This window comes from Massilia sp. GER05 (genome assembly GCF_052056005.1).
Lineage (GTDB): Bacteria > Pseudomonadota > Gammaproteobacteria > Burkholderiales > Burkholderiaceae_D > Telluria > Telluria orientalis.
Window position 1 is genome coordinate 3,860,978 of record NZ_CP178858.1, and the last position, 23,103, is coordinate 3,884,080.

General features: G+C 61.5%; 16 protein-coding genes and 1 pseudogene. 13 read left to right on the forward strand and 4 right to left on the reverse strand.

What is annotated here, in order from left to right; all coding sequences use genetic code 11:
* Positions 1–16 precede the first annotated feature (16 nt).
* Both tagF and ACL58G_RS17245 read right to left on the reverse strand, forming a co-directional pair.
* Complete coding sequence (gene tagF / locus ACL58G_RS17240; protein ID WP_440962571.1) at positions 17–2,353, reverse strand: type VI secretion system-associated protein TagF; 2,337 nt, start codon at positions 2,351–2,353, stop codon at positions 17–19.
* 36 nt (positions 2,354–2,389) lie between these two features.
* Positions 2,390–2,653 carry a PAAR domain-containing protein gene (locus tag ACL58G_RS17245; protein WP_036228705.1) on the reverse strand — a complete coding sequence of 88 codons (264 nt, stop codon included), beginning with the start codon at positions 2,651–2,653 and terminating at the stop codon, positions 2,390–2,392.
* A 211-nt stretch (positions 2,654–2,864) separates the two neighbouring features.
* Between ACL58G_RS17245 and ACL58G_RS17250 the strand changes: the two genes are divergently transcribed.
* The 6 genes from ACL58G_RS17250 to ACL58G_RS17275 all read left to right on the forward strand — a co-directional run bounded on the left by ACL58G_RS17250 (position 2,865) and on the right by ACL58G_RS17275 (position 11,233).
* Positions 2,865–5,690: a type VI secretion system Vgr family protein gene (locus ACL58G_RS17250; RefSeq protein ID WP_440962572.1), complete on the forward strand. Its 2,826-nt coding sequence runs from the start codon at positions 2,865–2,867 to the stop codon at positions 5,688–5,690.
* Positions 5,691–5,725: 35 nt separating this feature from the next.
* The gene (locus ACL58G_RS17255) at positions 5,726–6,571 is read left to right on the forward strand and encodes a DUF4123 domain-containing protein (RefSeq protein WP_440962573.1); all 846 of its coding nucleotides are present in this window, start codon (positions 5,726–5,728) and stop codon (positions 6,569–6,571) included.
* Complete coding sequence (locus ACL58G_RS17260) at positions 6,568–7,098, forward strand: DUF3304 domain-containing protein (protein WP_413385654.1); 531 nt, start codon at positions 6,568–6,570, stop codon at positions 7,096–7,098. Before ACL58G_RS17255 ends, ACL58G_RS17260 begins: the two co-directional genes overlap by 4 nt.
* Entirely contained in the window at positions 7,088–9,085 is a 1,998-nt protein-coding gene (locus ACL58G_RS17265) for a T6SS phospholipase effector Tle1-like catalytic domain-containing protein (RefSeq protein WP_440962574.1), read from the forward strand. Before ACL58G_RS17260 ends, ACL58G_RS17265 begins: the two co-directional genes overlap by 11 nt.
* A 577-nt stretch (positions 9,086–9,662) precedes the next feature.
* The gene (locus ACL58G_RS17270) at positions 9,663–10,979 is read left to right on the forward strand and encodes a T6SS immunity protein Tli4 family protein (protein WP_440962575.1); all 1,317 of its coding nucleotides are present in this window, start codon (positions 9,663–9,665) and stop codon (positions 10,977–10,979) included.
* Between the two features lie 83 nt (positions 10,980–11,062).
* Positions 11,063–11,233, forward strand: coding sequence for a hypothetical protein (locus ACL58G_RS17275; RefSeq protein ID WP_440968183.1), 171 nt, complete (start codon positions 11,063–11,065; stop codon positions 11,231–11,233).
* On the opposite strand, the pseudogene ACL58G_RS17280 reads toward ACL58G_RS17275, so the two are convergent.
* A pseudogene (locus tag ACL58G_RS17280) lies at positions 11,218–12,188 on the reverse strand (integrase core domain-containing protein); the annotation flags it as partial. The gene ACL58G_RS17275 and the pseudogene ACL58G_RS17280 overlap by 16 nt on opposite strands.
* Positions 12,189–12,470: 282 nt before the next feature.
* On the opposite strand from ACL58G_RS17280, the gene ACL58G_RS17285 reads away from it, so the two are divergent.
* On the forward strand, positions 12,471–13,460 hold the full coding sequence (locus ACL58G_RS17285; protein ID WP_440962576.1) for a hypothetical protein: 990 nt from the start codon (positions 12,471–12,473) through the stop codon (positions 13,458–13,460).
* A 157-nt stretch (positions 13,461–13,617) separates the two neighbouring features.
* Here ACL58G_RS17285 and ACL58G_RS17290 read toward each other — a convergent pair whose 3' ends face one another.
* On the reverse strand, positions 13,618–14,829 hold the full coding sequence (locus ACL58G_RS17290) for an XAC2610-related protein (protein ID WP_440962577.1): 1,212 nt from the start codon (positions 14,827–14,829) through the stop codon (positions 13,618–13,620).
* Positions 14,830–14,955: 126 nt separating this feature from the next.
* On the opposite strand from ACL58G_RS17290, the gene ACL58G_RS17295 reads away from it, so the two are divergent.
* The 6 genes from ACL58G_RS17295 to ACL58G_RS17320 all read left to right on the forward strand — a co-directional run bounded on the left by ACL58G_RS17295 (position 14,956) and on the right by ACL58G_RS17320 (position 23,097).
* Positions 14,956–16,017, forward strand: a complete 1,062-nt coding sequence (locus ACL58G_RS17295) for an acyl-CoA dehydrogenase family protein (protein ID WP_440962578.1) — start codon at positions 14,956–14,958, stop codon at positions 16,015–16,017.
* Positions 16,018–16,148: 131 nt separating this feature from the next.
* Positions 16,149–17,753, forward strand: coding sequence for a methyl-accepting chemotaxis protein (locus tag ACL58G_RS17300; RefSeq protein ID WP_440962579.1), 1,605 nt, complete (start codon positions 16,149–16,151; stop codon positions 17,751–17,753).
* 31 nt (positions 17,754–17,784) lie between these two features.
* The gene (locus ACL58G_RS17305; RefSeq protein ID WP_440962580.1) at positions 17,785–18,195 is read left to right on the forward strand and encodes a hypothetical protein; all 411 of its coding nucleotides are present in this window, start codon (positions 17,785–17,787) and stop codon (positions 18,193–18,195) included.
* A 12-nt stretch (positions 18,196–18,207) separates the two neighbouring features.
* Positions 18,208–19,302: a hypothetical protein gene (locus tag ACL58G_RS17310; RefSeq protein ID WP_440962581.1), complete on the forward strand. Its 1,095-nt coding sequence runs from the start codon at positions 18,208–18,210 to the stop codon at positions 19,300–19,302.
* A gap of 80 nt (positions 19,303–19,382) precedes the next feature.
* Positions 19,383–20,795: a DUF3943 domain-containing protein gene (locus tag ACL58G_RS17315; protein WP_440962582.1), complete on the forward strand. Its 1,413-nt coding sequence runs from the start codon at positions 19,383–19,385 to the stop codon at positions 20,793–20,795.
* A gap of 70 nt (positions 20,796–20,865) precedes the next feature.
* A complete protein-coding gene (locus tag ACL58G_RS17320; protein ID WP_440962583.1) occupies positions 20,866–23,097 on the forward strand; it encodes a glycoside hydrolase family 3 N-terminal domain-containing protein in 2,232 nt (743 codons plus the stop codon).
* Positions 23,098–23,103 lie beyond the last annotated feature (6 nt).

The following is a 23,103-nucleotide window of genomic DNA, read 5'->3' on the forward strand; positions in this document are numbered from 1 at the left end:
CTCGTTGTCGCATGATTCAGGTACCGATGAATGCCGCGCACAACGCGTCCAGCGCGGACTTGAGCGAGACGTCGGGCCGCTTCAGGTGCCTGGACACCTTGTCGACGGCATAGTCGGTGTCGACCTGGTCTTCGACCCAGTCCAGGTCATCGAACGCGATGTGGCGCTCGCTGGCTGCCTGCGGATCCATGATCGCCTGCAGCGTGTGCGCCGACGCGCCGCCGAAGCCGAGCACGAGGCGCGGCTGCTCCCCGATGCGCGTGACGAACAGGGCGAGCTCGAAATCGGCGCGTGCGAGGAACGGCGCGATCGAATGCATCCAGTAGGCGCCGACGAGGCCGCGGTACAGCGGGTCGGCAGGCAGCGGCAAAACGAGGCTTTTCTCCAGCCGGCTCGCGCTGCTGGCCAGGACCGGCTGCAGCAACAGGCCGAGCGCCAGCAGCAACTGGCGCACCGAGCCCGCGTAGCCGGCTTGCGCCAGCAGCGCCTGCAGGGTGCCGAGCGACTGCAGTTCGATGAAGTCGGTAAATGCCGCCGCGTGGGCATCCGCACGCAGGTCGAGTTCGACGACCTGGCCGGCCGCCGCGCGGAGCGGCACGTCGGCGTCGACGGCCGTCACCAGTCCCTTGCTGAGCGCTTCCAGGCGGTTCCACAAGAGACCCAGCATCAGCGGCGCGGACGGGACGAACGCGCGCGGTTCGGCCACGTCCAGCATGCCCATCATGAGGAACGGAAAGCGGCGTCCCGACTCGTCGCTGCTCGCGACGATGTGGCCGGCGATCGCGTGCCGGCGGCGCGGACCCGTGATGACGAAGTGCAGCGGGGCGACTGCGTCGTAATTCGCCTTCCACTGCGCGTCCGCCGTCATGAGGTCCATCGCGCGCGCGAGCCAGTCGTCCAGCAGCTTGACGAGCGCCGGGTTGTCGGAACCCTTGATGAAGTCGCCGCGGCTCGGGATCTTGCCGAAGTAGCCGATCGACACGTGTGTGGACGCGAGACTCATCAGAACGGCGGCGGACGCGGCGAGACCGGCCGGGCGGACCACGGCGACACTACGATGGACTGGATCGGCATTCCCGACGCACAGGACGGCGCCGGCGCCATCCAGTGCCTGGCGGCGGGCCAGCGCGAGCGTGGCCAGGAACGGCACGCCACCCGACAGTCCGCAAGCCGGCCCGGTGGTCCTCACGTCGATGCCTGCATCGAGGTGCGGCAGGTCCTCGTGGGCCAGTGCCATCGCCTCGAGGACGCGGTTGCTGCGGTGGTCCGCATCCGCGAACAGCGCGGACACGGTGGATGCGTCGACGGCCGTTTCGGCCAGCACCCGTTCCGCCAGCCGGCGTAGGTCCACGGCGTCGGTGCGGTGCATGGCGTCGGCCGATGCGCTGCGCGTGGCGCTTGCCGCCTGCAGCGTCGGCGCCGTGTACGCGGTATCGGACAGCAGGAGCCCGGCGGCGCCTTCGCCCGGCACCAGTCCCTGCGGATGGGCGGCGGAGAACAGGATGCCGTCGGCCGCCATCCGGTCGACGGCCGCCTGGTCGATGCGCGAATCGAAGGCGAGCAGGATAGTCAATGCCGGATCGTTGTTCGGCTGGCCGGCCAGCACCGACAGCAGGGCGCTGGCGGCCGCCGCGGGTTCGCCCGGCGGGGCAGGGCTGACGGTGACCTTGTCCGCGTCCCAGCCGGCCTGCGCAGCGACGTGGACGAACCACGCGCCGGCCGCCGTGCGCTGCGCGGCGGTCCAATCTACAGGCGCCAGGGGCACGATGCGCAGCAACGGATCGTCGACGGCGGCCAGTGCCGCGGCGTCGGCGAGTTCGCTCACGACGGCGCTGGCCAGTTCGAGGGCGCGCCAGTGCGCTTCACCGAAGCGGACGTCCGACTGGCCCTGTGCGGCGAGCCACGGCTCGGCCTCGGCCCGCCACGCGGCGTCGCCGGCGGACGGCACGCGCACGGTCATCACGGGATAGCCGGCGTCGTCGACGAGCTCCGGGTCCAGGTCGGGGCGCGCGCGTCGTGCGTCGATCGTGGCCGCCAGTTCGTCGATCGAGTCGCCGTGGCGCGTGCGCACGGCCGCATCGACCAGCGCCAGCGCGGGTAGGCGCGCCGCCGCGGCGGGAGCCGGTGCGGCGGTCGTGGCCGGCGCGGCGGCATCGGCTGCGGGTTGCGGCCGCGCGAATCGCCGGACCAGCACGACGGCGGCCAGTACGGCGAGCGGCAGCGCGACCAGGTACGTGACCAGGTCGGACGTGGAAGGCGCGCGGTCGGTGCCGCGCCAGGTGAAGATGGCGCCACCCCAGAAGGCGGCGAACGTCAGCATCGTCAGGATGCCGCCGCGGATCCATGTGCCCATCAGGTCCGTCTCCGCCTGTGGCCGCGGCGCTGCGGGTTACACATGATCGACCGTCGCCTGCTGGCCGGCGATCAGCGTGGCGCCGCAACCAGCCTTGTCGCCGTGCCGTGCCGCGGCCTTGCCGTCGACGATGAAGGTGGTGTCGCCGCTGACGATGGGGGAGCGGCCGTGGCGCGGACATACGGTCATGTCGCCCACGCGCGCGATGCCCTTGCCGTCGCAATCGCTCAGCGTCGACGCTTCGATCACGCTGCCGCCGTGCGATGTCCTGTCACCCAATACGATCAATGGTCCTGCCATGCTTTTCTTCCGTCACCGTTACAAATGTGCCGCATGTAATGTTACATGAAGACAATATTTTTCCGCATTATAGCTGGGCAAAACTGTGTTATTAATCACGGTTTGTAACAGTTATGCAGTTTCTTTCAGGCTATAGCGTGGCGCTCGCGATTAGCGTAAAGTTAAGTTTGTTAAGTATGGATGAGTTGGAGAGTGTGTCTTGCAGCAATCGATGACCCATGCACTGGAAGCGCTGGCCGCCCTTGCCGGATTCGACAGCGTCACGCGCCTGTACGCGTTGCGGATCGGGGATGGCGCTACGGATTTCCCGGGCGGTGAACTGCTGGTCGAGGCGTTCGTCGCCGACGATGCGGTTCAGGGGCTCGGCGTACGCGACGTGATCGCGCTGTCGACCAGCGCCGCGATCGAGCCATCCTCGCTGCTGGGCCGGCCGGCCGCCCTCGAAGTCACCCTGGCGGACGGCACGCGCGCCGACTTCGCCGGCGAGATCTGCGCGGCCGCGCAGCTGGGCAGCGACGGCGGCCTGGCGCGCTACCGCGTCCGCATCGCCCACTGGGTGTGGCGCATGGCCCACGTGCGCAATAGCCGCGTATGGCAGGACAAGTCCGTCACCGACATCGTCGACGACGTCTTTTCCGCCTATGCACCCGACGCGCGCTGGCGCTGGAGCGACGACGTCGGCCCGTTCATGGACGGCGCCAACCCGCGCAGCTACTGCTGCCAGTACCGCGAATCGGATCTCGCGTTCGTCGAGCGGCTGCTCGCGGAAGAAGGCCTGGCATGGCGCTTCGAACAGGCCGACGACGGCCCGCGCATGGTGCTGTTCGCGGACAGCCGCGATGCGTCCGCCGTGGCCGACGACCCGAGCATCGACGCCGGCGGCGCACGCTTCCACGGCGCGCACGCGCGCGAAAAAAGCGACAGCGTGCAGGCGCTGGCGGCGCTGCGCAGCGTCGGCGCGTCCGCCGTCACCCTGCTCAGCTACGACTACAAGAGCAAGCAGGCGGTCGCCGCGAACTCGCCGTCGCGCCTGTCGAACGGCAGCCTGCCGTGGCTCGAATCGTTCGACACGCCGGGCCAGTACGCGTATGCCGACAGTGCGCAGGCCCGCCGCTACGCCGACCTGCAGATGGAAGCGCGCGAGGCGCGCAGCCAGTTGTGGCGTGGCCGCTCGACCTTGCGCACGCTGCGCGCGGGCACGCGCCTGACGGTGACCGGCGCCCCCGTGAGCGCGCTCGGCGCGGCGGCACCGTTCACGATCCTGCGCGTGACGAGCGTCGGCGTGAACAACCTGCCGACGCGCGCGCAGGATGCGCTGGCCGAGTTGTTCGGCCCCATCCCCGAACTGCTGGAAGAATCCCTGCGCGACGACTTGCCGGAAGACTTCGGCCTGGCGCTCGCGCAGGCGCGCACGGCCGGGTACGCGAACTGCTTCGAGGCCGTCGCCGCCGACGTCGTGTGGCGTCCGCAACTGGGCGGCAGCGACGGCCGCAGCCACCCGCGTCCGACAGCGGCGGGCGCACAGAGCGCGATCGTCGTGGGCGCCGACGGCAGCGACACGCCACGCGGCGCCGACGAACTGTATTGCGACCGCCTGGGCCGCGTGCGCATCCGCTTCCACTGGCAGGACGGCGGCGACGCCACGTGCTGGGTGCGCGTGGCGCAGCGCCTGGCAGGCGGCGGCAGCGGCAGCCAGTTCCTGCCGCGCATCGGGCAGGAAGTCATCGTCCAGTTCATCGAGAACGACATCGACCGCCCGATCATCGTGGGCGCGCTGTACAACGGCCAGGGCGAAGGCGGCGTGACGCCGACTCCGGGCGGCGAGCACCGCGACGCCGGCATCGATCCATTCGAGGCCGCGCACGACCACGCGACGTCCGGGCAGGGCAATCTCGCCGGCGGCAACAGCCCCGTGTGGCACGGCGCCTCGGCAGCGCTGGCCGGCCACCGCAATGCCGCGGCCCAGTGGGGCGTGCGCACCAAGGAATTCGGCGGCGCGGGCTACAACCAGCTGCTGTTCGACGACACCGATGCGCAGGGCCGCGTCCAGCTGCGCACGACGCACGCGGCGACAGAACTGAACCTGGGCCACCTGATCCACGGCGCCGACAACTACCGCGGGAGCCTGCGCGGCGAAGGCGCCGAACTCCGCACGGACGCCTACGGCGCGCTGCGCGCGGGTGCCGGTCTGCTGGTATCGAGCTACCGCATCGAGCACGACGCGTTGTCGCGCGACCCGGCGGGCGACAACGTGGCGGGTATCGCGCTGCTGAAGCAGGCCGTCAAATTGGGCGAGACGTTCAACGACGCGGCCGTGACGCACAAGACCGTGGGGCTGGCTGCGCATCTGGGCGCGACGAAGGCCGGCGCCAGCGCGCTGGATGCGAAGGCGGCGCCGTTGCAGGCTATGTTGAACGCGGTGGCCGGCATGGTGGCGCTCGATGGCGGTGCATTGGGCGACGACAAGCTGCCGCATGTGGCGGCGCCCGTGATCGCTCTGTCGGCGAAGGCCGGGCTGGGCGTGACCGCGGCGGATGCGGTGCAACTGTCGAACGGCGAGGCGGTCAGCCTGATGAGCGGGCAGGACACGCAGTTCGTCACCGGTGGCGCCATGCGGATGCATACCGGGCAGGCGATCGGCGTACTGGCCGGCGCCGTGAAGGCGGGCGAAGGCGGCGTCGGACTGCAGATGATCGTGGCGCAGGATGCGGTCGACATGCAGGCGCAGGCGTGCACGCTCGATGTACAGGCGCGCGATGACGTGCATATCGTCAGCGCGAACGCGCACGTGGATTGGGCGGCGGCGAAGCGGATCAGTTTGTCGACGGCGGATGGGGCGAATATCACCATCGAGGGCGGGAATATTACGGTGCAGTGTCCGGGGAAGATTGCGGTGCATGCACTTAAAAAGAGTTTCATGACCGGCGTACGCCTTGACTATGACCTGCCAAGGCTGCCTTCGAGCGCTCCGGTGTGCATCGAATGTCTCGTAAAGGCCGCCAGCTTCGGCTCTCCCCTTGCAATGGTTGTGTCATGAGAAATACGCGTCGCTTATCACAAGATGAAACGGACGTGGTCGAAGCCGTCAGCCAGATGTGCAGCCTAATCCAAAGTCGACAAGGATTTGAATGGTATGGGCTTGTTGATACTGTATTCGACTACCCGGATGGAAAATTTTTTAACGAATGTGCCGACGTAATTAACTGCTATGTGGGTCACCCGCAATTAGAGGCACTTGCAAGTGCCGCGCCTTGTCTGGTATCACTTCAAGATAATGATGCTTTAGCCCATCGATTGACATCACTTTTCCGGCATTGTTCTGCTCGGCCCATGTTGAGTTTTTTCGCCAGTGAAGTGAGCGTTGCAAGAATGCTCGAGCATTGGCGGGCATTCTATATGGCTAGATTGGACGAGGGACAGGAAATGCTGTTGCGATTCGCTGATACACGAGTGCTGCCAAACCTCCAGCACGTGCTCGCCCTCGATCAGTGGGCAGCTTTCTGTGGTGCGGTGAGGTACTGGTATTATGTTGATCGAACTGGAAAAATTGCGGAGTGCGCAGTTTCAAATATTGCTGACTATCGCCATGATCAGTTGCAGTTGTCGAATCACCAAGTTGACAGGTTAATAAAACTAAGCTATCCAGACATTCTGATGCAGCGAATCATTGAATCCTTGCCTGACGCGATCCCTCCGTTGATTTGTCCTTCTTCCCTATATGAGCTAATTTCCGCGTCATATCGTTTAGCTCAACGCTACTCGATAGAAAACGAGGCGGACGTATTTTCTTTAGCCGTTGCAGCGTGCCTTACTGAGGGGAAAAGCAACAAAAATGCTGGGCTTTATCGATTGTTGGAAAGTGGGAGCTGGAGCGCCGGCAATTTAGGCGACGAAATGTTTGAGGCTAATATTGTATGAAATTTAACTTTGCGGCATTGCAGAACAAAAAGAAGAAGTCGATTTCCTTCGCCATCTCATGTTTTTTTGCTGCCGCATCGCTGCAGGCGTGTGGCGACGAGGGTACGGCGGTGAGTGTCACTGCATACAATCATACGCGGACTCATGATATCGAATATTTTACAATGAACGGGGCCGGCGGAGTAGACGTAAGGCGAGGGAGCTCAAGTGGGGAAACTTGTTGTATCGTAATTCCTAATAAGTGGCGTCCAGGTCTCAAGGTTTCGTTAACGTGGCGTTATGCTGCGCCAAATGATAATGAAAACAACGTAATGCCTGTGATAACTCAAGAGGTAGAGTTGCCCAAATATCCTCACCCTGATGCGATGCGAGTGCATTTCTATGAGAACGAAAGAATAAAGATCGTCCTGTCAAAGTGCTCGCCAAAACACCCTTTCTATCCTCTTTCGCCTGAAGATCGTCTCCCGTGGAAGCCTATGTCATCGAAGAGCGAATATCGTGAGAGTGGAGGCCCAATTGACTGTTGAAGTTCAGTTTGCTTACAACCCCGAAATTAATAACACCCGATCGCTTGTTCGGCCATTATCGCCTCGCGAAGTCATGCAGCAAGCCAAGGCCGTTTCGGCACAGTATTCGGAGCAATCGGTGCTGAAATGTTGTGGTCAAGTTTTTATCGGAATTTTCTTTGATGGAACAGGTAACAATGAAGACATCGATTACCTATCAGTAAAAAGCACGCCGCAGAAATTTCAACACAGCAATGTTGTCCGACTTTTTCACACGTTTAAGAGAGAAGAGGAAGGCACGACAGCATATTATCCGTTCTACATCCCCGGTGTCGGAACTCCGTTCCCTAAAATTTCTGACACCGGTGGAAAGCTAGGAACTGGGACTTCTTGGAATGGAGAGTCTCGTTTGATTTGGGGGCTTACGAGGGTTTTTAACGCGGTTAGCGATTATCTGGAGGGGAGTCAATTAATATCTGATTCGGTGGCTAATAGCATGGCTAACGCCTTGGGCGGGATCGGTTCTTTGGAGGCGCAACGGAATTATGCGTTGGGACGTACATGGATGGATCAGTTGTCGCAGTTGGTCAAAAGACAGCCGAAGAATCGGCCGTCCATAGAACAGATCAATATTTCGGTTTTCGGATTCTCTCGCGGCGCCGCTGAGGGCCGAGCATTCGTTAATTGGCTGTATCAGATTTGCGCAAAAAACTCCGAAGGCTATACTTTTGCGAACATCCCGATAAGAGTACAGTTTTTAGGGATTTTTGATACAGTTGCATCAGTTGGCATTGCCGGTGCCTTTTCCTCGGGACTAATGGGGGCGGAGGGGCACCAGTCCTGGGCTAATAAAAACATGCAGATTCATCCGGGGGTTGAAAGCTGTCTGCATATTGTCGCTGCCCATGAGGTTCGCGCTACGTTCCCGCTTGACTCGGTAAGAATTGACCAAAGATACCCTCCTAACGTTAAAGAATATGTTTATCCAGGATCGCATTCGGATGTCGGCGGTGGCTACAATCGGCATGCGCAGGGTAAGACAGACGCTCTTGCTCGAGTACCGGGTTTTGAAATGTACTGTGCAGCCCGCGCGGCAGGTGTCCCATTATTGCCACTTGAAGGTCTATCCAGGCCGGTCAAGGAGTGCTTGGTGCCGACCAACGAGGCATTAATAACATTCCAGAGATATATGCGCGAGGCACAGATTCCTGCGGGGCCGGTGGAGGAAATGATGCGCGCTCATATGGCCAAGTATTTTTCTTACAGGTATCAAGCTATAGCGAACGAAGAAGATAAGTCGACAGCGGAAGAATATTTCGCTCGCAACTTCTTTAGAAAATCGACGGCAGAGCGCGAGTATTTAAGAGACACGCAGCAGTATTTTGTTGCCATTATTGCCGCACTGGTTGAGAAGCTCGAGTATCGGATGGGCCACGACTCGGTACTGTATGGACTTCGACACGATGGCCTTGGCGAGACTTATGTAAAGCAGCCATTTCAAGAGATCGATTTCAGGACGCTTAATCTATTGTCCAGCGCAGCTCAACTGGTGAATAGACGAATATTTGCTTTGCTTGATGTTAAGGATCAGAAGTCCAACGAAAAGTCTATCGCAAGATTGCACCGGACTTTAGAGAGATGGTATAAGTGGCTTAAGGAAAACAACCTGCCAAATCTTGTAGATTCAAGCGCTCCGGAACGCGATGTTTTAACTGTGGCATCATCCATTGCAAGAGATTCGCAATCTCAGGAGATGCGAGATTTTTTCGATAACTGGGTGCATGATTCAATGGCTGGTTTAGCGAAAGATGGTATGAACGAGTTTTTATTCAATGGAATTGGCCTTTTCAAGTTTCGTCGTGTCTATTTTGGTGACCGCTCCGATGAAATAATTCACCGACGTGTGATCGAAGCTAACGATCGCGAGAAAGCAGCGTCTCGATTGAAGCAAAAGCAACGGAAGGAATGGGATCTGGAGTCAGCCGAGTATAGACGAGCGGCGTCGTAGAAGTAAGGATTTTGTTGGTGCGGTCTTGGGAACTTTAGGAGTGGACGAAAGTCTTTGTGCTGGGTTGGATTTCAAAGAAAAATATCCAACACTTCGAAAATAGTCGTGCAGGCTGTATGAACTTTGACGGCTTCCCGGCCGTCATGCGTGTAGTTTTTCTTGTTAACTTTGCGATCACGAACGCCATCTCGAGGCTTATAACATGAGGTCATGCAATCATTCTAAGGCAGTATTCGCTGCTAAAGTTAATTCGAAGTTCGGGACGCTACGTATTCTTGGCATGCAAAAGCCCGGGTAAAAGAAAAATCCCCTAGCGAAATACAAGGTTTCATCGTAACGTTGCCTTTATCATGGACTGAAGGAGAAAACAACCGTTCGGCAATGAATCTTACGATGCTTGCGAAGACAGATCCCACAACAGTGCCTCAACAAACAGTCGCGAGTACAATGCAACCGACTGAAACTGAAGTCAATGGATAGTTGATTCGCATTGTTTTAAGCCTTGTATACTCCTGGAATATTATTGATGTCACGAACTGAATCCTCGTCTCCTCACGGAAGGAGATTTCCTCGTCTAGTGCTTGCCTTGCTATTGCTAGGGCGTTTTTCAAATGCGCTCCAGGCGGCAGATCTGCCGGTCGATGCGTCAAAAGCCACACCTTCTCGAGCTCCAACCTCGGACGATTTATTGAAAATAATCGCCCCTGACTACCAGAAACCGGTTGGCGTCAATTCGGAGTGTTTTGGTCGAATGATGTTCGAAGTTAGTGGAGTTGATGAGTGGCCGACTTACTATCGCCACATGTATCCAACAGGCATTTTTGCAAGGTCGTTCAGCGATAATGTTGGGGATCCATATGATAGTATGCGCTTTGGGGATACGCTCATCGCTGTTATTGCATCGACAAAAAGGTTTCCGAAAGAGAAGATATTTGAGGCTACACCTTTCGGTAGAATAGCTGCGTTGCAAAAAAATATTGAAGAAAAGCGCTCTTATATTGCAAGATTGAAAAAGTCCGGAGAAATATCGGACGTTGATAAGGCCGAGATCGAGGAGCAGTCGCAGGATATCCAGCGATTCGAGGCGATCATAGCTGAGTACAGAACGAAATTTGAGAAGTTCAACACCGGACTGCCGAACAGTGAGGCGTATTGGACCAGTGAAGACTCGTCAGTTGATAATTCCGATCTCCGTTCGATTCTCAGGGCGTACCTTACGCGAGGCGATCACATCTTCGTATTCGAATCCAATGCGAAGATAAAAAATTCTGCGGATAAGGAGAGTCATAAGAAAAAATTCTCTTCCATGCTCTCGAATTTTCGCCCGCGAGCGGCTAACGAAATTCCTGCAGAAAGAGGTGTATGCATACCTTTCGGCTTTATCGCAGACGATGGAGAAACACCTATCGCATTCAAGCAGTCAATACGCTTCAGTGATGCTCCGGGTGTCCTGTATACCATGAGTACGGGTACTGTCGATTCACGGAATATCAAGGCGACGCCTTTGCTTGCAATGGCCGAGGCGGCCATTTCGCCTCCGCCGCCGGAGAAGCCGGGCGACCCAGCACCAAAAGTGATTCAACGTATTGGCCCTCGGATGGTCAAGATGGGGGGGGTGTCTGCGTCACAGGGAGGGGTGCACCTGAAGTTTGATCAACCTGGAAGCAAGGGGTACGAAATTTACAGTGTGTTCACTGGTTATGGAGGATGGCTGGGCACGACGGTATTGCCTTATATTCTCGTGAATATGCGTACCATGAACAAGAATCTGGCTCCGGAATTGAAGGAAAACCCTCCGCCATTCGCTGTCAGTAAGAACCGTATGGACCTGATGGTCAAAAGCATGCGCTGGAGGCCAACCACGCCACCCATGCCGGAGCTGACTCGAAGATAAATCAGAGAAGCGCGTGAGCAAATGTTCTCTACCGTGCTTCGAATCACGGCGCGCACGCGCGCGCGCGCACGAAAAGCGACAGTGTGCTGGCATTGGCGGGGCTGCGCAGCGTGGGCGCAGCGGCCGTCACGCTGCTCAGTTACGACTGCAAGGGCACGCAGGCGGTCGCCGCGAACTCGCCGTCGCGGCTGTCGAACGGCAGCCTGCCGTGGCTCGAATCGTTCGACACGCCGGGCCTGTCAAATCCCGTCTGATCATAAACGCGTTTAACGAATAATTCTGGCCGCGTCTGCTGCCATTCTTTAAGCGCCTGGACGGGCGTTTTTGCGTCGAGTGCGCGCTGTGGAATGTGGTGGTTGTACAGCTTCAAATAGTTCAGCAAAGTCGTCTCCAGATCGGCCCTGCTGTCAAAGCGGGTCTGCTGCAGCAGTTCGTTGATACGGCCGTTGAAACGCTCGACCATGCCATTCGTTTGAGGGTGGCGCGGCGGTTCCAGCCGATGCTCGGCAGGCAGGGCTGCGCAAGCGACGTCGAAGGCGTGCCTGCCGTGGGCTTCTTGTCTTTGGTGGCGAAACGGTCGGTGGATTGCGAGCCGTTGTCGGTCAGGATCTTGCTGATTTTGATGGGTGAAGCCAGCTTGAGCCGGCGCAGGAAATCGACGCTGCTCGCCTCGGTCATGGCGCCGTAGATGCGCATGAGGACCCAGCGCGGGGCACGGTCGATGGCGACGAACAGGTAGCGTCGCGAGGTCTCGTCGGGCATCTGCGGCAGGTACTTGATGTCGATGTGGATGAAGCAGGGCTCATAGTCCTTGAACGTCTTCTTCGGCGCGATAGTCTCGCCTTCGGCCGTCGGGATCACGTCCACCAGGCGCGACATGCCTTCGCGCTTGAGTAGGCGTGCAATGCCGGACCGGGAGACGTCGGGATTGATGTATTGCCGCGTTATGAAAAGCAGATCGTCGAGCGGCAGGTAGAGCGACTGGCGCGGTGCCAGGACGATGGCTTCCTGGGCCGTGCTCAGCGTCGTATGCAGCGTGTGCGCGCGATGGGAGCGGTCCTGTACGTCCTCTCGTTTGAGTCACTTCGCCGCGGTTGCCCGCGTGATGCCGAAGACCTATGCCGCCTGGCGATCGGACAGACCGGAATCCCTGATCTCCTGCCGGACCTTCGGGGTGGTGCGAGCTTGTGAATGGATGCGTGAACTCATGCTGCGGACTGCTCCTGTTGCGGTTGAATGCCAAGACTGCTGAACCCAGCAATCAAGTCGCCCAGCATAGCTCTTGCACGAAACAAAGGCCAGCCACGATAAGGAATATGATCGTACGAAACTAAACAGTTAAGCGCAGGAAGGGTGAAATGAAGATCTTTAGAAATAATATTTATGATGCGCGCCATTAATGGCGATTAATTGGATTATGGTGGGCTAGTTTAGGTAACGGATGAAATGGCGCAGAGCTCGTGCATACGTTGGCGCTTTGGTAAGGGAATAATGATGAGATCGTTCTTAATTGCACTGTTGTGCAGCTTCGGTGTGGTGTGTTCGTGGGCTCAGGCTGCTCCGTTAAACGGCACATGGAAATTCGATCGTGCTGTGGATTACTACGGGCGCACCCCGCTGGGTTTGGTATCGCACTTCAATACAGTAGTCATCAAGGATGGCGAAGCCAGGTTTTCGTCAGACTGTGCGGTTCGATTCAATGCGGAAGAGTATTTTTTCTCCGACGTGTTTCAGCCGCTCACCAAGGGTGATGTTACCGAAAAGCAGGTTAATGAGTTTCTGAATAAGAACCTTGGAGTGTCCCTGGTCGGAACGAAGGATGTGTATAGTTTGGCGAATGCGCCGGCAACGTGTGCTCGTCCCATCATGGAATTTTTTGTTGTTGGCGACAAGTTGCTGATTCCATTTGGCGCAACGTTTTACAGTTACGACGAGCAGCAAACACTGGAAATTGGGAAAAATGCGTCAGAAAGCGTTGTGCCGAGTATTCTTTCGAACTACAAGTATACGCGTTTGCCCTTGAACTATGACCGCTACTTCTCCTGGTGCAGACCGAAGATTGCCGGTGAAAACGGCCGTCCGCAGACAACTGATAAATGCAGGCCCGATTTTTATCCGTACGTCGCGGATTCAAAAAGTCACGATCCACTCATGAATATTATCGGCAACCACGATTATGCAATGAATGGACAGGAATATACCGAAGGGTTCTCGCCACCGTTCAAACAAAAAGTAGCTGCGACCTTTCTCGTACTCCCGCCCATGAAACGGGTAGTCCTGGTCCGTGTCGATGACTTCGACCTCGTGCGCGACGAAGAGCGCGATGTAATGTCCGGCGTGTATCTTTCGATTGTAAACGGGAAGGTCATCGATCAGATCGAAGGTTGTCAGTTCGATCAACGGTATATGTGTGTCGTCGACGGCACGCCGGTGGCGAGATTGACCGATAGCGGTAAGTTTGAGCGTATTTCATCCAAATGAGGTCGCGCTTCCGATAAACCGGCAATGCGCCTTTCATTGTCCCGACGGCGAGATCCACGTAGCGGTTATGACGTGGATCACTGCAACCACAAACATACAGTCAAGCCCTCCCGGGTACAACGATATCAATTTATTGAATTACCGAGCAGGGACGTCCTTACGGCGCGGCTTCGCTGCAAATTTCATCAGGACGATCCCGCAGCACCTTACGCTCGATGCGCCCATTCGCAAAGTACGGGATCTCCGGACAATAACGGCGCCCAGCCGTCGTATCGACCTGTTTCCACGCCGTGCTCTCCGTGCGCACGACCTTGAGCCGCCCCGCTGCGTCACGCTTCCAAATCGCGATGTCGCCCGATGCAGTGGACAAAGCCTGCGATTCGCAGCCGCTGAAGTCCTCGAACGTCAACGTCAGCCGATCGCCGACCTGTTCCACCCGATCAGGAAATTCGATACGCCCGTCCCGATACTCGGGAATCGTGTAGCAATACAGGATCCTTTGGCCGACCAGCACCGGCAACTGCACGCTCGACGCCGTGGCGGTTTCCTTGAGCTGCCCGCCATCCCAACGATACGTGGTTACGCCATGTTCGCAGCATCCGTTACGCCACTGCGAAACAATGGTTTTGAATGTCTTGTCGAACTCGGGTGACGTAATCCCCTGCAGCGTTTCCGGCGCATCGACGAAGCGCTGGGTGCGCGGATCGAACAGCCAGGTCTGCTGCGGAATGTTCGGCCCCGCCGGCAAACTGAGCGCAATCGTCAGATCGGGGAACCCATCGAAATTGGCGTCGACGAGCGATGGAATGAAGACGCTGCCCGGACCCTGGGAATCGGTCGTCAGTTCCTGGGCGAGCCGGCCCTTTCGATAAATCCTGATGGCCGATACATGAGGCGCCTCGTCGCTGTCATCCGTCTCTTTCGGCATCGCGTCGGCAACGAGGCGCAGTTCGAACGGCACCGGCTGCGTATCGCGCAGGTGCAGCGCAAACGTCTTCCCGCCATCGGGCGATGTCCAGTTTCCCGAGGCGCTATCTCCGTCCAGGTTCACCGTCCAGCGGCCGGTCGCAATGTTCTTCGCAGACTGCGAATCGCGCTCGGTCAGCTTGAGCGTGTTGGCTTTCACCGTACCCGTCAGCTGGAGCTGTTGCCGGGTTTTCCCGGAACAGGGCGCATAGCAATACCAGCCCGACACGTTCGCGGCGATGCGGGCCAGCGCCACGTTGATCGGCTTTGTGCCGAGTGTGCCGGACAGTACCCGTTCCCAGACAGGAAATTCAACGCGAGGCGGCTTTGCTTCCTGGGCAAAAGACTGACCATGAGCGGACAGCAACGAACAAGCCATGACGAAAGCGAAGATGTTGCGCATTTTGCTACCTGTGATTGATCCGCTCGAAGTCTACATGGAAACCCGAAACAGCAAAATCGCTATTATTTGTATGGATCTTGATTTCGCCTAGCATCGCTACAATGCGTTTTTACACAGGACGAATCGATGGCACGAATGGATGAATCGCTGGTCGCATGGCTCGACGAGCATGCGGACAGCCTGGATGCGGACACGCTGCATGCGGACGCGCTGCCGGCCCGTCTGGCCCGGGCCGGCCTGTTCGCGGTGGCAGTGCCCGAAGGCGAGGGCGGTGACGGGCGCGCCTTGAGTGCGGCCGTCGATGTCGTCGCGGGACTCGCCGAACACTCGCTCGGTGCCGCCTTCGTGTACTGGGCACAGCGTGCCGTCATCGCCTGCCTGCTGGCGAGCCCGAACCGGGACCTCGTGCGCAGGCTCGTGCCGGACCTGGTGCACGGTAGGCTTGCGGGCGCGCCCGGGTTGTCGAACGCGATGAAATTCCTGGGCGGCCTGGACCGGCTGCGCATCACCGGCACCGCCGTACCGGACGGCATGCGGCTGAACGGCACGGTGGCCTGGGCGACGAATGTGCGCAGGCAGGGATTCGTCGCCGCGATCGCTGTCGGCGACGAACATGGCGACAATCCGGCCGTGCTTGCGCTTCCCCACGACGTGCGTGGCGTGGTGCGCGAACCCGACCTCGATCTGCTCGCGCTGCGCGGCACCAACACGGCGGCCGTAAGGCTGGACGACGTCACGCTCGATGCGTCCTGGCAGATCCACCCGCAGGCGCGGGTTTTCCTGCCCTCGATCCGTCCCGTTTTCGTCGGCCTGCAATGCGGGCTCGGGCTCGGGCTCGCGCGCGCATCGCTGCGGGCAGGGCGCGCGGCGCTCGGTAACCGCCCGTCGGCCTTGTCGGGCGAAATCGACGCGCTCAATGCGGACATCGCAGCCTACCGCCAGACACTGTGCGCCGGCCTCGATGACGGCACCCTGCGCGACCGGCCGCGCGAGCTGCTGACGCTGCGCCTGCGGATGGTCGACATCGCGGCGGCTGCCCTCGCGCTGGAATTGCAGGTGTTGGGGGGACGTGCCTTGCTGCGCGCGGAGAGCGGCGGCTACGCCCGCCGTGCGCGTGAAGCAGCGTTCCTCGCGGTTGTCACGCCAACGGTTGGCCAGCTCAAAGGTGACCTGGCCAGACTGGCGTAGTCCGGATTTCACACACTTCACAAATGTTGTCTATACGAAATTATTTTCTTGCCAGAATGAGTAAATACCAGATAACATTTGCCTCAAGTCAACCTTAAGGAGCCGGCCAACGGCTTCCGCGTGGAGTGAAGATGCTGAGCCGCCTGCCCGTGCTGTGGAAAGTCCTGTTGGCCCCGGCCATCGCCATGTTGTGCATGGCGGCTTACCTGATCTTCACGGCCATCGTCTTCAAGCAGAACAACGTGCGCCTGGCGGACGTGCGCGACGTGCAGTACCCGGTGCTCGATGCGCTGACGGAGAACGCGGGCGCCCTGGACAAGATCATCGACGTGCTGAATTCGGCGGCCGCCGCCGGCGAACCCGAGCAGATCGCCGGCGCCGACGCCCTCGCCGCGAAGGTGGCGGACAACTACCGCCGCGTGCGCGCGCTCGACAAGGTCCATGAGGCGGACCTGGGCCGGCTGGCACTGGAGTTCGACACGTATTACAAGACGGCCCGCGCGATTTCCGACGCCATGGCGAATCACAGCGGCATGCCGGCCAAGGACAGGCTGCAGGCGATGGCCACGGCGCTGGCGACCTATCGCAAGGATGTCACGGCGTTCCGCACGGCGGCGCGCGACCGCTTTACCGGCACGGTCGGCGCGGCGACCGACGCGTCGAACCGGGCGGTGCTCGGTGGCGCCGTCACCGGCGTGCTGGGCCTCGTCGTCACGCTCGCCTTCGCCCTGCTCGTCGCGCGCACGCTGGTGCGCCAGTTGAACGAGGCGGTGCGCGTCGCGGAAACCGTCGCGGCGGGCGACCTGACGAGCATGATCGCCGTGGATGCCCAGGACGAGACGGGCAAGCTGCTGCAGGCGCTGCGGGACATGAACGGCAGCCTCGTACGAATCGTCAGCGAAGCGCGCAGCGCCACCGACAACATCGCGGCCACGTCGGTCCAGATCGCGCAGGGCAATGGCGACCTGGCCGGGCGCACGGAGCACCAGGCGCAGGCCCTCGTGCAGACGTCGTCGTCGATGGGCGCGCTCACCGGCACGGCCAAGGAAAACGCGGCGAATGCCGCGCAGGCCAACGAGCTGGCCGGATTCGCCGCCAACGTCGCCACGCAGGGCGGCGCGGTCGTCGGGCAGGTCATCGCCACGATGGAGGCGATCCATGCGTCGTCGCGCGAAATTGCGGACATCGTGGGCGTCATCGAGGGCATCGCGTTCCAGACCAACCTGCTCGCGCTGAACGCCGCCGTCGAGGCGGCGCGCGCCGGCGAACACGGGCGCGGCTTCGCCGTCGTGGCGAACGAAGTGCGCAGCCTCGCGCAGCGTTCGGCCGCCGCGGCGAAGGACATCACCGCCCTGATCGGGCGCTCGGTCTCCCAGGTCGAACTGGGCACGACACTGGCCGACCAGACCGGCCGCACGATGGACGAGATCGTGAGCAGCGTCCGGCGCGTCACCGACATCATGGCCGCGATCGCCGAAGCGAGCAAGGCGCAGACCGCGGGCATCGAGCATATCAACGATGCCATCGCCCAGATGGACCTGGACACGCAGAGCAACGCCGGTCTCGTCGACGAGACCGCGGGCCTGGCGAGCGCGCTGCGCGAGCAGGCCGCCAGCCTGGCCGCCGTCGTGAGCGTGTTCACCCTGGCACGCCAGGACGGCTTGCCGCAGCCGGCCGCGCGCGACAGGCTCGCGCTGCCGGCATCGAACAGTCCCGTCGCGCGGCGCCGCGCCTGACCCGCATCCTTTTCAACACCACACCATCATCATGAAGAGAGTCCTTTCCGCTGCGGCATCCGCCGTGGCGTTCGCGGCGTGCGCCGTGGCGCCCGCGCACGCCGAGATCAGCATCATCGTGTCCGCCCACTCGTCGCTGGCGCCGCCCGTGACGCAGGTATGCCAGGCGTTCCTCGGCAAAATCAAGTCGCCGACCCCGATCAACCTCACGGAAAAGAACCCGTTGCGCGACGAGTTCTTCGCCAAGGCCTGCAAGAAGGACCCGGTCCAGGTCCAGGCCATGTGGGGCAAGCTGATTTTCACGGGCACCGGCACGCCGCCGGCCGAGGTGGACTCGGGCGCGGCCATGCGCAAGGCCGTCGCGGCCGATCCGAACGCCGTCGGCTACATCGACAAGAAGGACGTTGACGCCACCGTCAAGGTCATCGCCACTGCCAACTAACCGATAAAAAGCATGAAGAAACTGATGATCGCCGCGCTGTTGTCCAGCGCCGGCATGGCACAGGCCAGCGACTTGAGTATTTCGGGGTTCGCCACCGCCACCGCGGGCAAGGCCTACGGCGGTTCCGACGGGGAGTTCATGGGGCAGCCGTGTCCCTGCTTCATCGGCAATTACGAGCACGGCGCGGTTTACCACGGCAACGAATGGAGCCTCGCGCGCGAATCGCTCGTCGGCCTGCAGGCCACCTACCGGTTCACCGGCAAGCTGTCCGGCACCGTCCAGGCGGTGGCGCGCGCCTCGGAACACGGCAAGCCGGAGGTCGATTGGGCCTATCTCTCGTACGACGTGGCGCCCGACACAACGGTGCAAGTGGGCCGCCGCCGGCTGCCGATCTACGCGTATTCCGACAGCGTCTACATCGGCTACACGCTGCCGTGGGCGCGCGTGCCGCAGGATATCTACGGCTGGGAAGTCGGCGCCTACAACGGTGTGAACGTGCGCCATTCGCGCAGCTTCGGCGACTGGGCCGTCACCGGCACCGTCTTCGCCGGCCAGGAGACCACGGAGAACAACACCGAACAGCGCAAGATCTATTACGGCTACCGCGTCGACGACGACTGGAAGCACATCCTGGGCGGCTACCTCGACGTGTCCAACGAGGTGTTCGGCGCGCGCCTGATCTACATGCAGAACTCGATCGACCTGTCGATGTATCCGCCGGGCGAAGACCCGACGTTCGCCCGGGGTACGCGCCAGCGGATCATCGGCCTGTCCGGCAGCATCGACTACGGCAACTGGATGGTGCGCGCGGAAGCCAACCGCTTCATGCGTCCCGCGCTGGACTACAAGTCGTCCAGCTGGACGGCGACGGTTGGCTACCGCATGGGCCAGTTCATGCCGATGGCCGGTTTTTCCTCGTACAAGGAAAAGCAGACCGCGACCTATACGGAAACGCAGAACGACAACACGCGTTTCGTCGGCGTGCGCTGGGACTTTCGCAAGAACATGGACCTGAAGGTGCAGTGGGACTCGGTGAAGGATTCGAGCGCGTACGACTTCACAAAGAACGCGAAGATGGTGACCGTGACCTGGGACGTACTGTTCTGACTCATCCGGTTCCGTGCGACATCGATCGTGAGCATTCGTTATATTTAAATTAACAATGCTCATTCGATGTCGAGAGGAACATGAAGGTATCGAGGAATCGCTTCATGCCGCGCCGCTGCGCCTGCGCGGTCCTGCTGGCGCTGGCCGCCGGCGCCGTCCAGGCGGACGACGATCCGCTGCCGGAACCCGGACATGGCGACGATACACGTCCATACAAGAGCTATGGCGCCGCGGCGCTGGAAATCGCCACCTTCCAGCTCCTGCTGAACCGCGTGGATCACGCCTTCGTTCGTCCGGACGACTACGGCGTCAGCGTCGGTTCCTTCCGGCGCAACCTGCGCAGCAGCTGGGTCGTCGACCGCGATCCGTTCGAGATCAACCAGCTTGGGCACCCGTACCAGGGTTCCGTCTACTTCGGCCTCGCGCGCAGCAATGGCCTGTCGTTCTGGGAATCGCTGGGCTTCGCGTTCGCCGGCAGCGCCGTGTGGGAAATCGCGGGCGAGACGACGCCGCCCTCGCGCAACGACCAGATCACCACGAGCTTCGGCGGCAGCTTCCTGGGCGAATCCCTGTATCGCATGGCGAACCTCGTGCTGGAGCAGGGCTATGGCCTGTCGCCGCGTTGGCGCGAGGCCGCCGCGGCCGCGGTGTCGCCGCCGCTCGGCTTCAACCGCTACGTGCGCCCGGGCCGCGGATCCGACATCTGGCCCAGCAACAGCCCGGACGTCTATGCGCGCCTGCAGCTGGGCGCGGGCGGGGTCTCGCACCGGAACGTCGGGCCGTCGCAGGCGCCGCACCGCAATGAGGTCTCGGCCGACTTCGCGCTCGACTACGGGCTGCCCGGCAAACCCGGTTACATGTATCGCCGGCCATTCGATTACTTCCTGTTCCGCCTGCGGCTGTCGAACATCCAGGGCATCGAAAGCCTCGCGTCGCGCGGCCTGCTGTGGGGAGCCCCGTATGCGCCCGGCCGCAACGTGCGCGGCATCGCGGGCCTCTACGGCAGCTACGATTACCTGGCCCCGCAGCTGTTCCGCGTGGCCAGCACCGGCCTGTCGCTGGGCACCAATGCGCAGTGGTGGGTGGCCGACGGACTCGCACTGCAGGGGCACGCGTCGGCCGGTGTCGGCTACACATCGACGGGGACCGTGCGCGCCAGCACGAGCGGCCAGTACAACTATGGCTTCGCACCGCAGGCGATGCTGATGCTGCGCGTGATCGGCGGCGAGAAGGTCGCGCTCGACCTGACGGCGCGCGAATTCTTCAACGGTAAACTGACCAGTCCCGAGACCAGTGGCACAGACCGCGTGTTCCGGGGCGACGCCACGCTGACATACCGTCTGACCGGTCGCCACGCCGTCTCGCTCAAGTACATCACGTCGCGCCGGACGTTCGCCTTCGCCAACGTGCCGGAGCGGCAGCAGCGGCGCGATACCATCGGTCTTTACTACACCTGGCAGCCGTTTCGCGGCTTCGGCGCCGTCGAATGGTAGGGCGCTCGCCACCGTTGTAAAACGTTTTACTTGAGGTTATATTGCGTCGGATAGCCCAGGTGGAGACGACATGGAGAAAAAACGTTTTGCGCGCACGGTCATCGCCTGTGCGCTGATGGCGTTCGCGGGCGCGGCGCAGGCCGATGTGAGCCAGCGCGTGGAAGCGCTGCTGCGGCAGATGACGCTGGACGAGAAGGTCGGCCAGCTGAACCAGCTGTCGGGCAAGGACTTCAGCACGGGGCCGGGCTCCGACAAAGTGCGCGACATCGAGCGCGACATCCGCGAAGGCAGGATCGGCTCCATGCTGAACATCCGCGGTGCGGCCGAGACGCGCCGCGTGCAGGCGCTGGCGCTGCAGTCGCGCCTGCACATTCCGCTGCTGTTCGGGCTCGACGTCATCCATGGATACCGCACCGTGTTCCCCGTGCCGCTGGGCGAAGCGGCGTCGTGGGACCTCGACGCGATCGAGGAATCGGCTCGCATCGCCGCGCGCGAAGCCTCCGCGGCCGGCGTGCACTGGACGTTCGCGCCGATGGTCGACATCGGCCGCGATCCACGCTGGGGCAGGGTGATGGAAGGCGCGGGCGAAGATACCTACCTCGGATCGCGCATCGCCGCGGCCCGCGTGCGTGGCTTCCAGGGCCAGAAGCTGGGCGGCCTCGAATCCGTGATGGCCACCGCCAAGCATTTTGCAGGCTATGGCGCCGCGATCGCGGGCCGCGACTACAACGCCGTCGACATGAGCGAGCACCAGCTGTACGAAACCTATCTGCCGCCATTCAAGGCCGCGGCGGATGCGGGCGTGGCCACGTTCATGAACTCGTTCAACACGCTGAACGGGATCCCGGCCACCGGCAACGCGATGCTGCAGCGGGATATCCTCAAGGGCCGCTGGGGTTTCAAGGGCTTCGTCGTCAGCGACTGGGGCTCGGTGCGCGAGATGGTCGTCCACGGCTATGCGAACGACTTGCCGGATGCGGCCGCGAAGGCCATCACCGCGGGCAGCGACATGGACATGGAAAGCGGTGCGTACTCGTCGTCGCTCGCGAAGCTCGTGCGCAGCGGACGGGTAGATGTGGCGCTCGTCGACGATGCCGTGCGGCGCGTGCTGACGAAGAAGTTCGAGCTGGGCCTGTTCGACGATCCATACCGCTTTTCCGATCCCGCGCGCGAGAAGGCGGCGCTGGCGGATCCGCGCCATCGCGCGGCCGCGCGCCGGATCGCCGCGGAATCGATGGTGCTGCTGAAGAACGATGGCCGCGTGCTGCCGCTGCGCAAGGACGCGCGCTCGATCGCCGTGATCGGCCCGCTCGCCGACGCCCGCCGCGACCTCGAAGGCGGCTGGATCGTGGATTCCAATGCGGCCACGATGGCGAGCCTCGTCGACGCCGTGCGTGCGCACGCGGGACCGGGCACGCGCGTCGCGTACGCGGCCGGCTGCGACGTCGCCTGCCGCGGCACCGACGGCTTCGCGGCGGCGCTCGACGTCGCGCGCACGGCCGACGTCGTCGTGCTGGCCGTCGGCGAAAGCTGGGACATGTCGGGCGAGGCGAAATCGCGCGCCGATATCGGCCTGCCGGGTCGCCAGGCGGAACTGTTCGACGCGCTGAAGGCGATCGGCAAGACGCCCGTCGTCGTGATCATGGCCGGTCGGCCGCTGATCTTCGAGAACGTCGCGGAAGGGGCGAACGCCATCCTGTATGCGTGGCACCCGGGTAGCGAAGGCGGTAATGCGATCGCGGACGTTCTGTTCGGTGACGTGAATCCATCGGCGAAGCTGCCGATGACCTTCCCGCGCAACATGGGGCAGATCCCGATCGGCTACCAGCAATACCAGACGGGCCGCCCCGTGCTGGACAACGGAAACAGCGTCTACCGGTCCGCCTACATCGATTCGCCGAACACGCCGCGCTACGCGTTCGGGCATGGCCTGAGCTATACGAGGTTCGCGTACGGCGACCTGCGTCTCTCCAGCACGCGGATGGCGCCGGACGGGAAGATCACCCTCCAGTTCACGCTGACGAATAGCGGACGCGTGGCCGGCGCCGAGGTCGTGCAGCTGTACCTGCGCGACCCCGTGGCGTCCGTCGTGCGGCCGGTGAAGGAACTGAAGGGTTTTCAACGTATTGTATTGAAACCGGGCGAGCATCGCACCGTCAGCTTCACGATCGACCGCGACACCTTGTCGTTCTTCGACCGCAAGCTGGCGTGGGGTGCGGAACCGGGAACGTTCGAGCTGATGGTCGGCAGCGCATCGGACGACATCCGGCTGCGCCAGGCCATCGAGCTGGCGCCCCGTTGACGACGC

Coding starts and splice junctions, on each gene's coding strand:
- tagF (WP_440962571.1), bottom strand. CDS start 2,353: ATGGGCACATGGATCCGCGGCGGCATCCTGACGATGCTGACGTTCGCC.
- ACL58G_RS17245 (WP_036228705.1), bottom strand. CDS start 2,653: ATGGCAGGACCATTGATCGTATTGGGTGACAGGACATCGCACGGCGGC.
- ACL58G_RS17250 (WP_440962572.1), top strand. CDS start 2,865: ATGACCCATGCACTGGAAGCGCTGGCCGCCCTTGCCGGATTCGACAGC.
- ACL58G_RS17260 (WP_413385654.1), top strand. CDS start 6,568: ATGAAATTTAACTTTGCGGCATTGCAGAACAAAAAGAAGAAGTCGATT.
- ACL58G_RS17285 (WP_440962576.1), top strand. CDS start 12,471: ATGATGAGATCGTTCTTAATTGCACTGTTGTGCAGCTTCGGTGTGGTG.
- ACL58G_RS17290 (WP_440962577.1), bottom strand. CDS start 14,829: ATGCGCAACATCTTCGCTTTCGTCATGGCTTGTTCGTTGCTGTCCGCT.
- ACL58G_RS17295 (WP_440962578.1), top strand. CDS start 14,956: ATGGCACGAATGGATGAATCGCTGGTCGCATGGCTCGACGAGCATGCG.
- ACL58G_RS17300 (WP_440962579.1), top strand. CDS start 16,149: ATGCTGAGCCGCCTGCCCGTGCTGTGGAAAGTCCTGTTGGCCCCGGCC.
- ACL58G_RS17305 (WP_440962580.1), top strand. CDS start 17,785: ATGAAGAGAGTCCTTTCCGCTGCGGCATCCGCCGTGGCGTTCGCGGCG.
- ACL58G_RS17310 (WP_440962581.1), top strand. CDS start 18,208: ATGAAGAAACTGATGATCGCCGCGCTGTTGTCCAGCGCCGGCATGGCA.
- ACL58G_RS17315 (WP_440962582.1), top strand. CDS start 19,383: ATGAAGGTATCGAGGAATCGCTTCATGCCGCGCCGCTGCGCCTGCGCG.
- ACL58G_RS17320 (WP_440962583.1), top strand. CDS start 20,866: ATGGAGAAAAAACGTTTTGCGCGCACGGTCATCGCCTGTGCGCTGATG.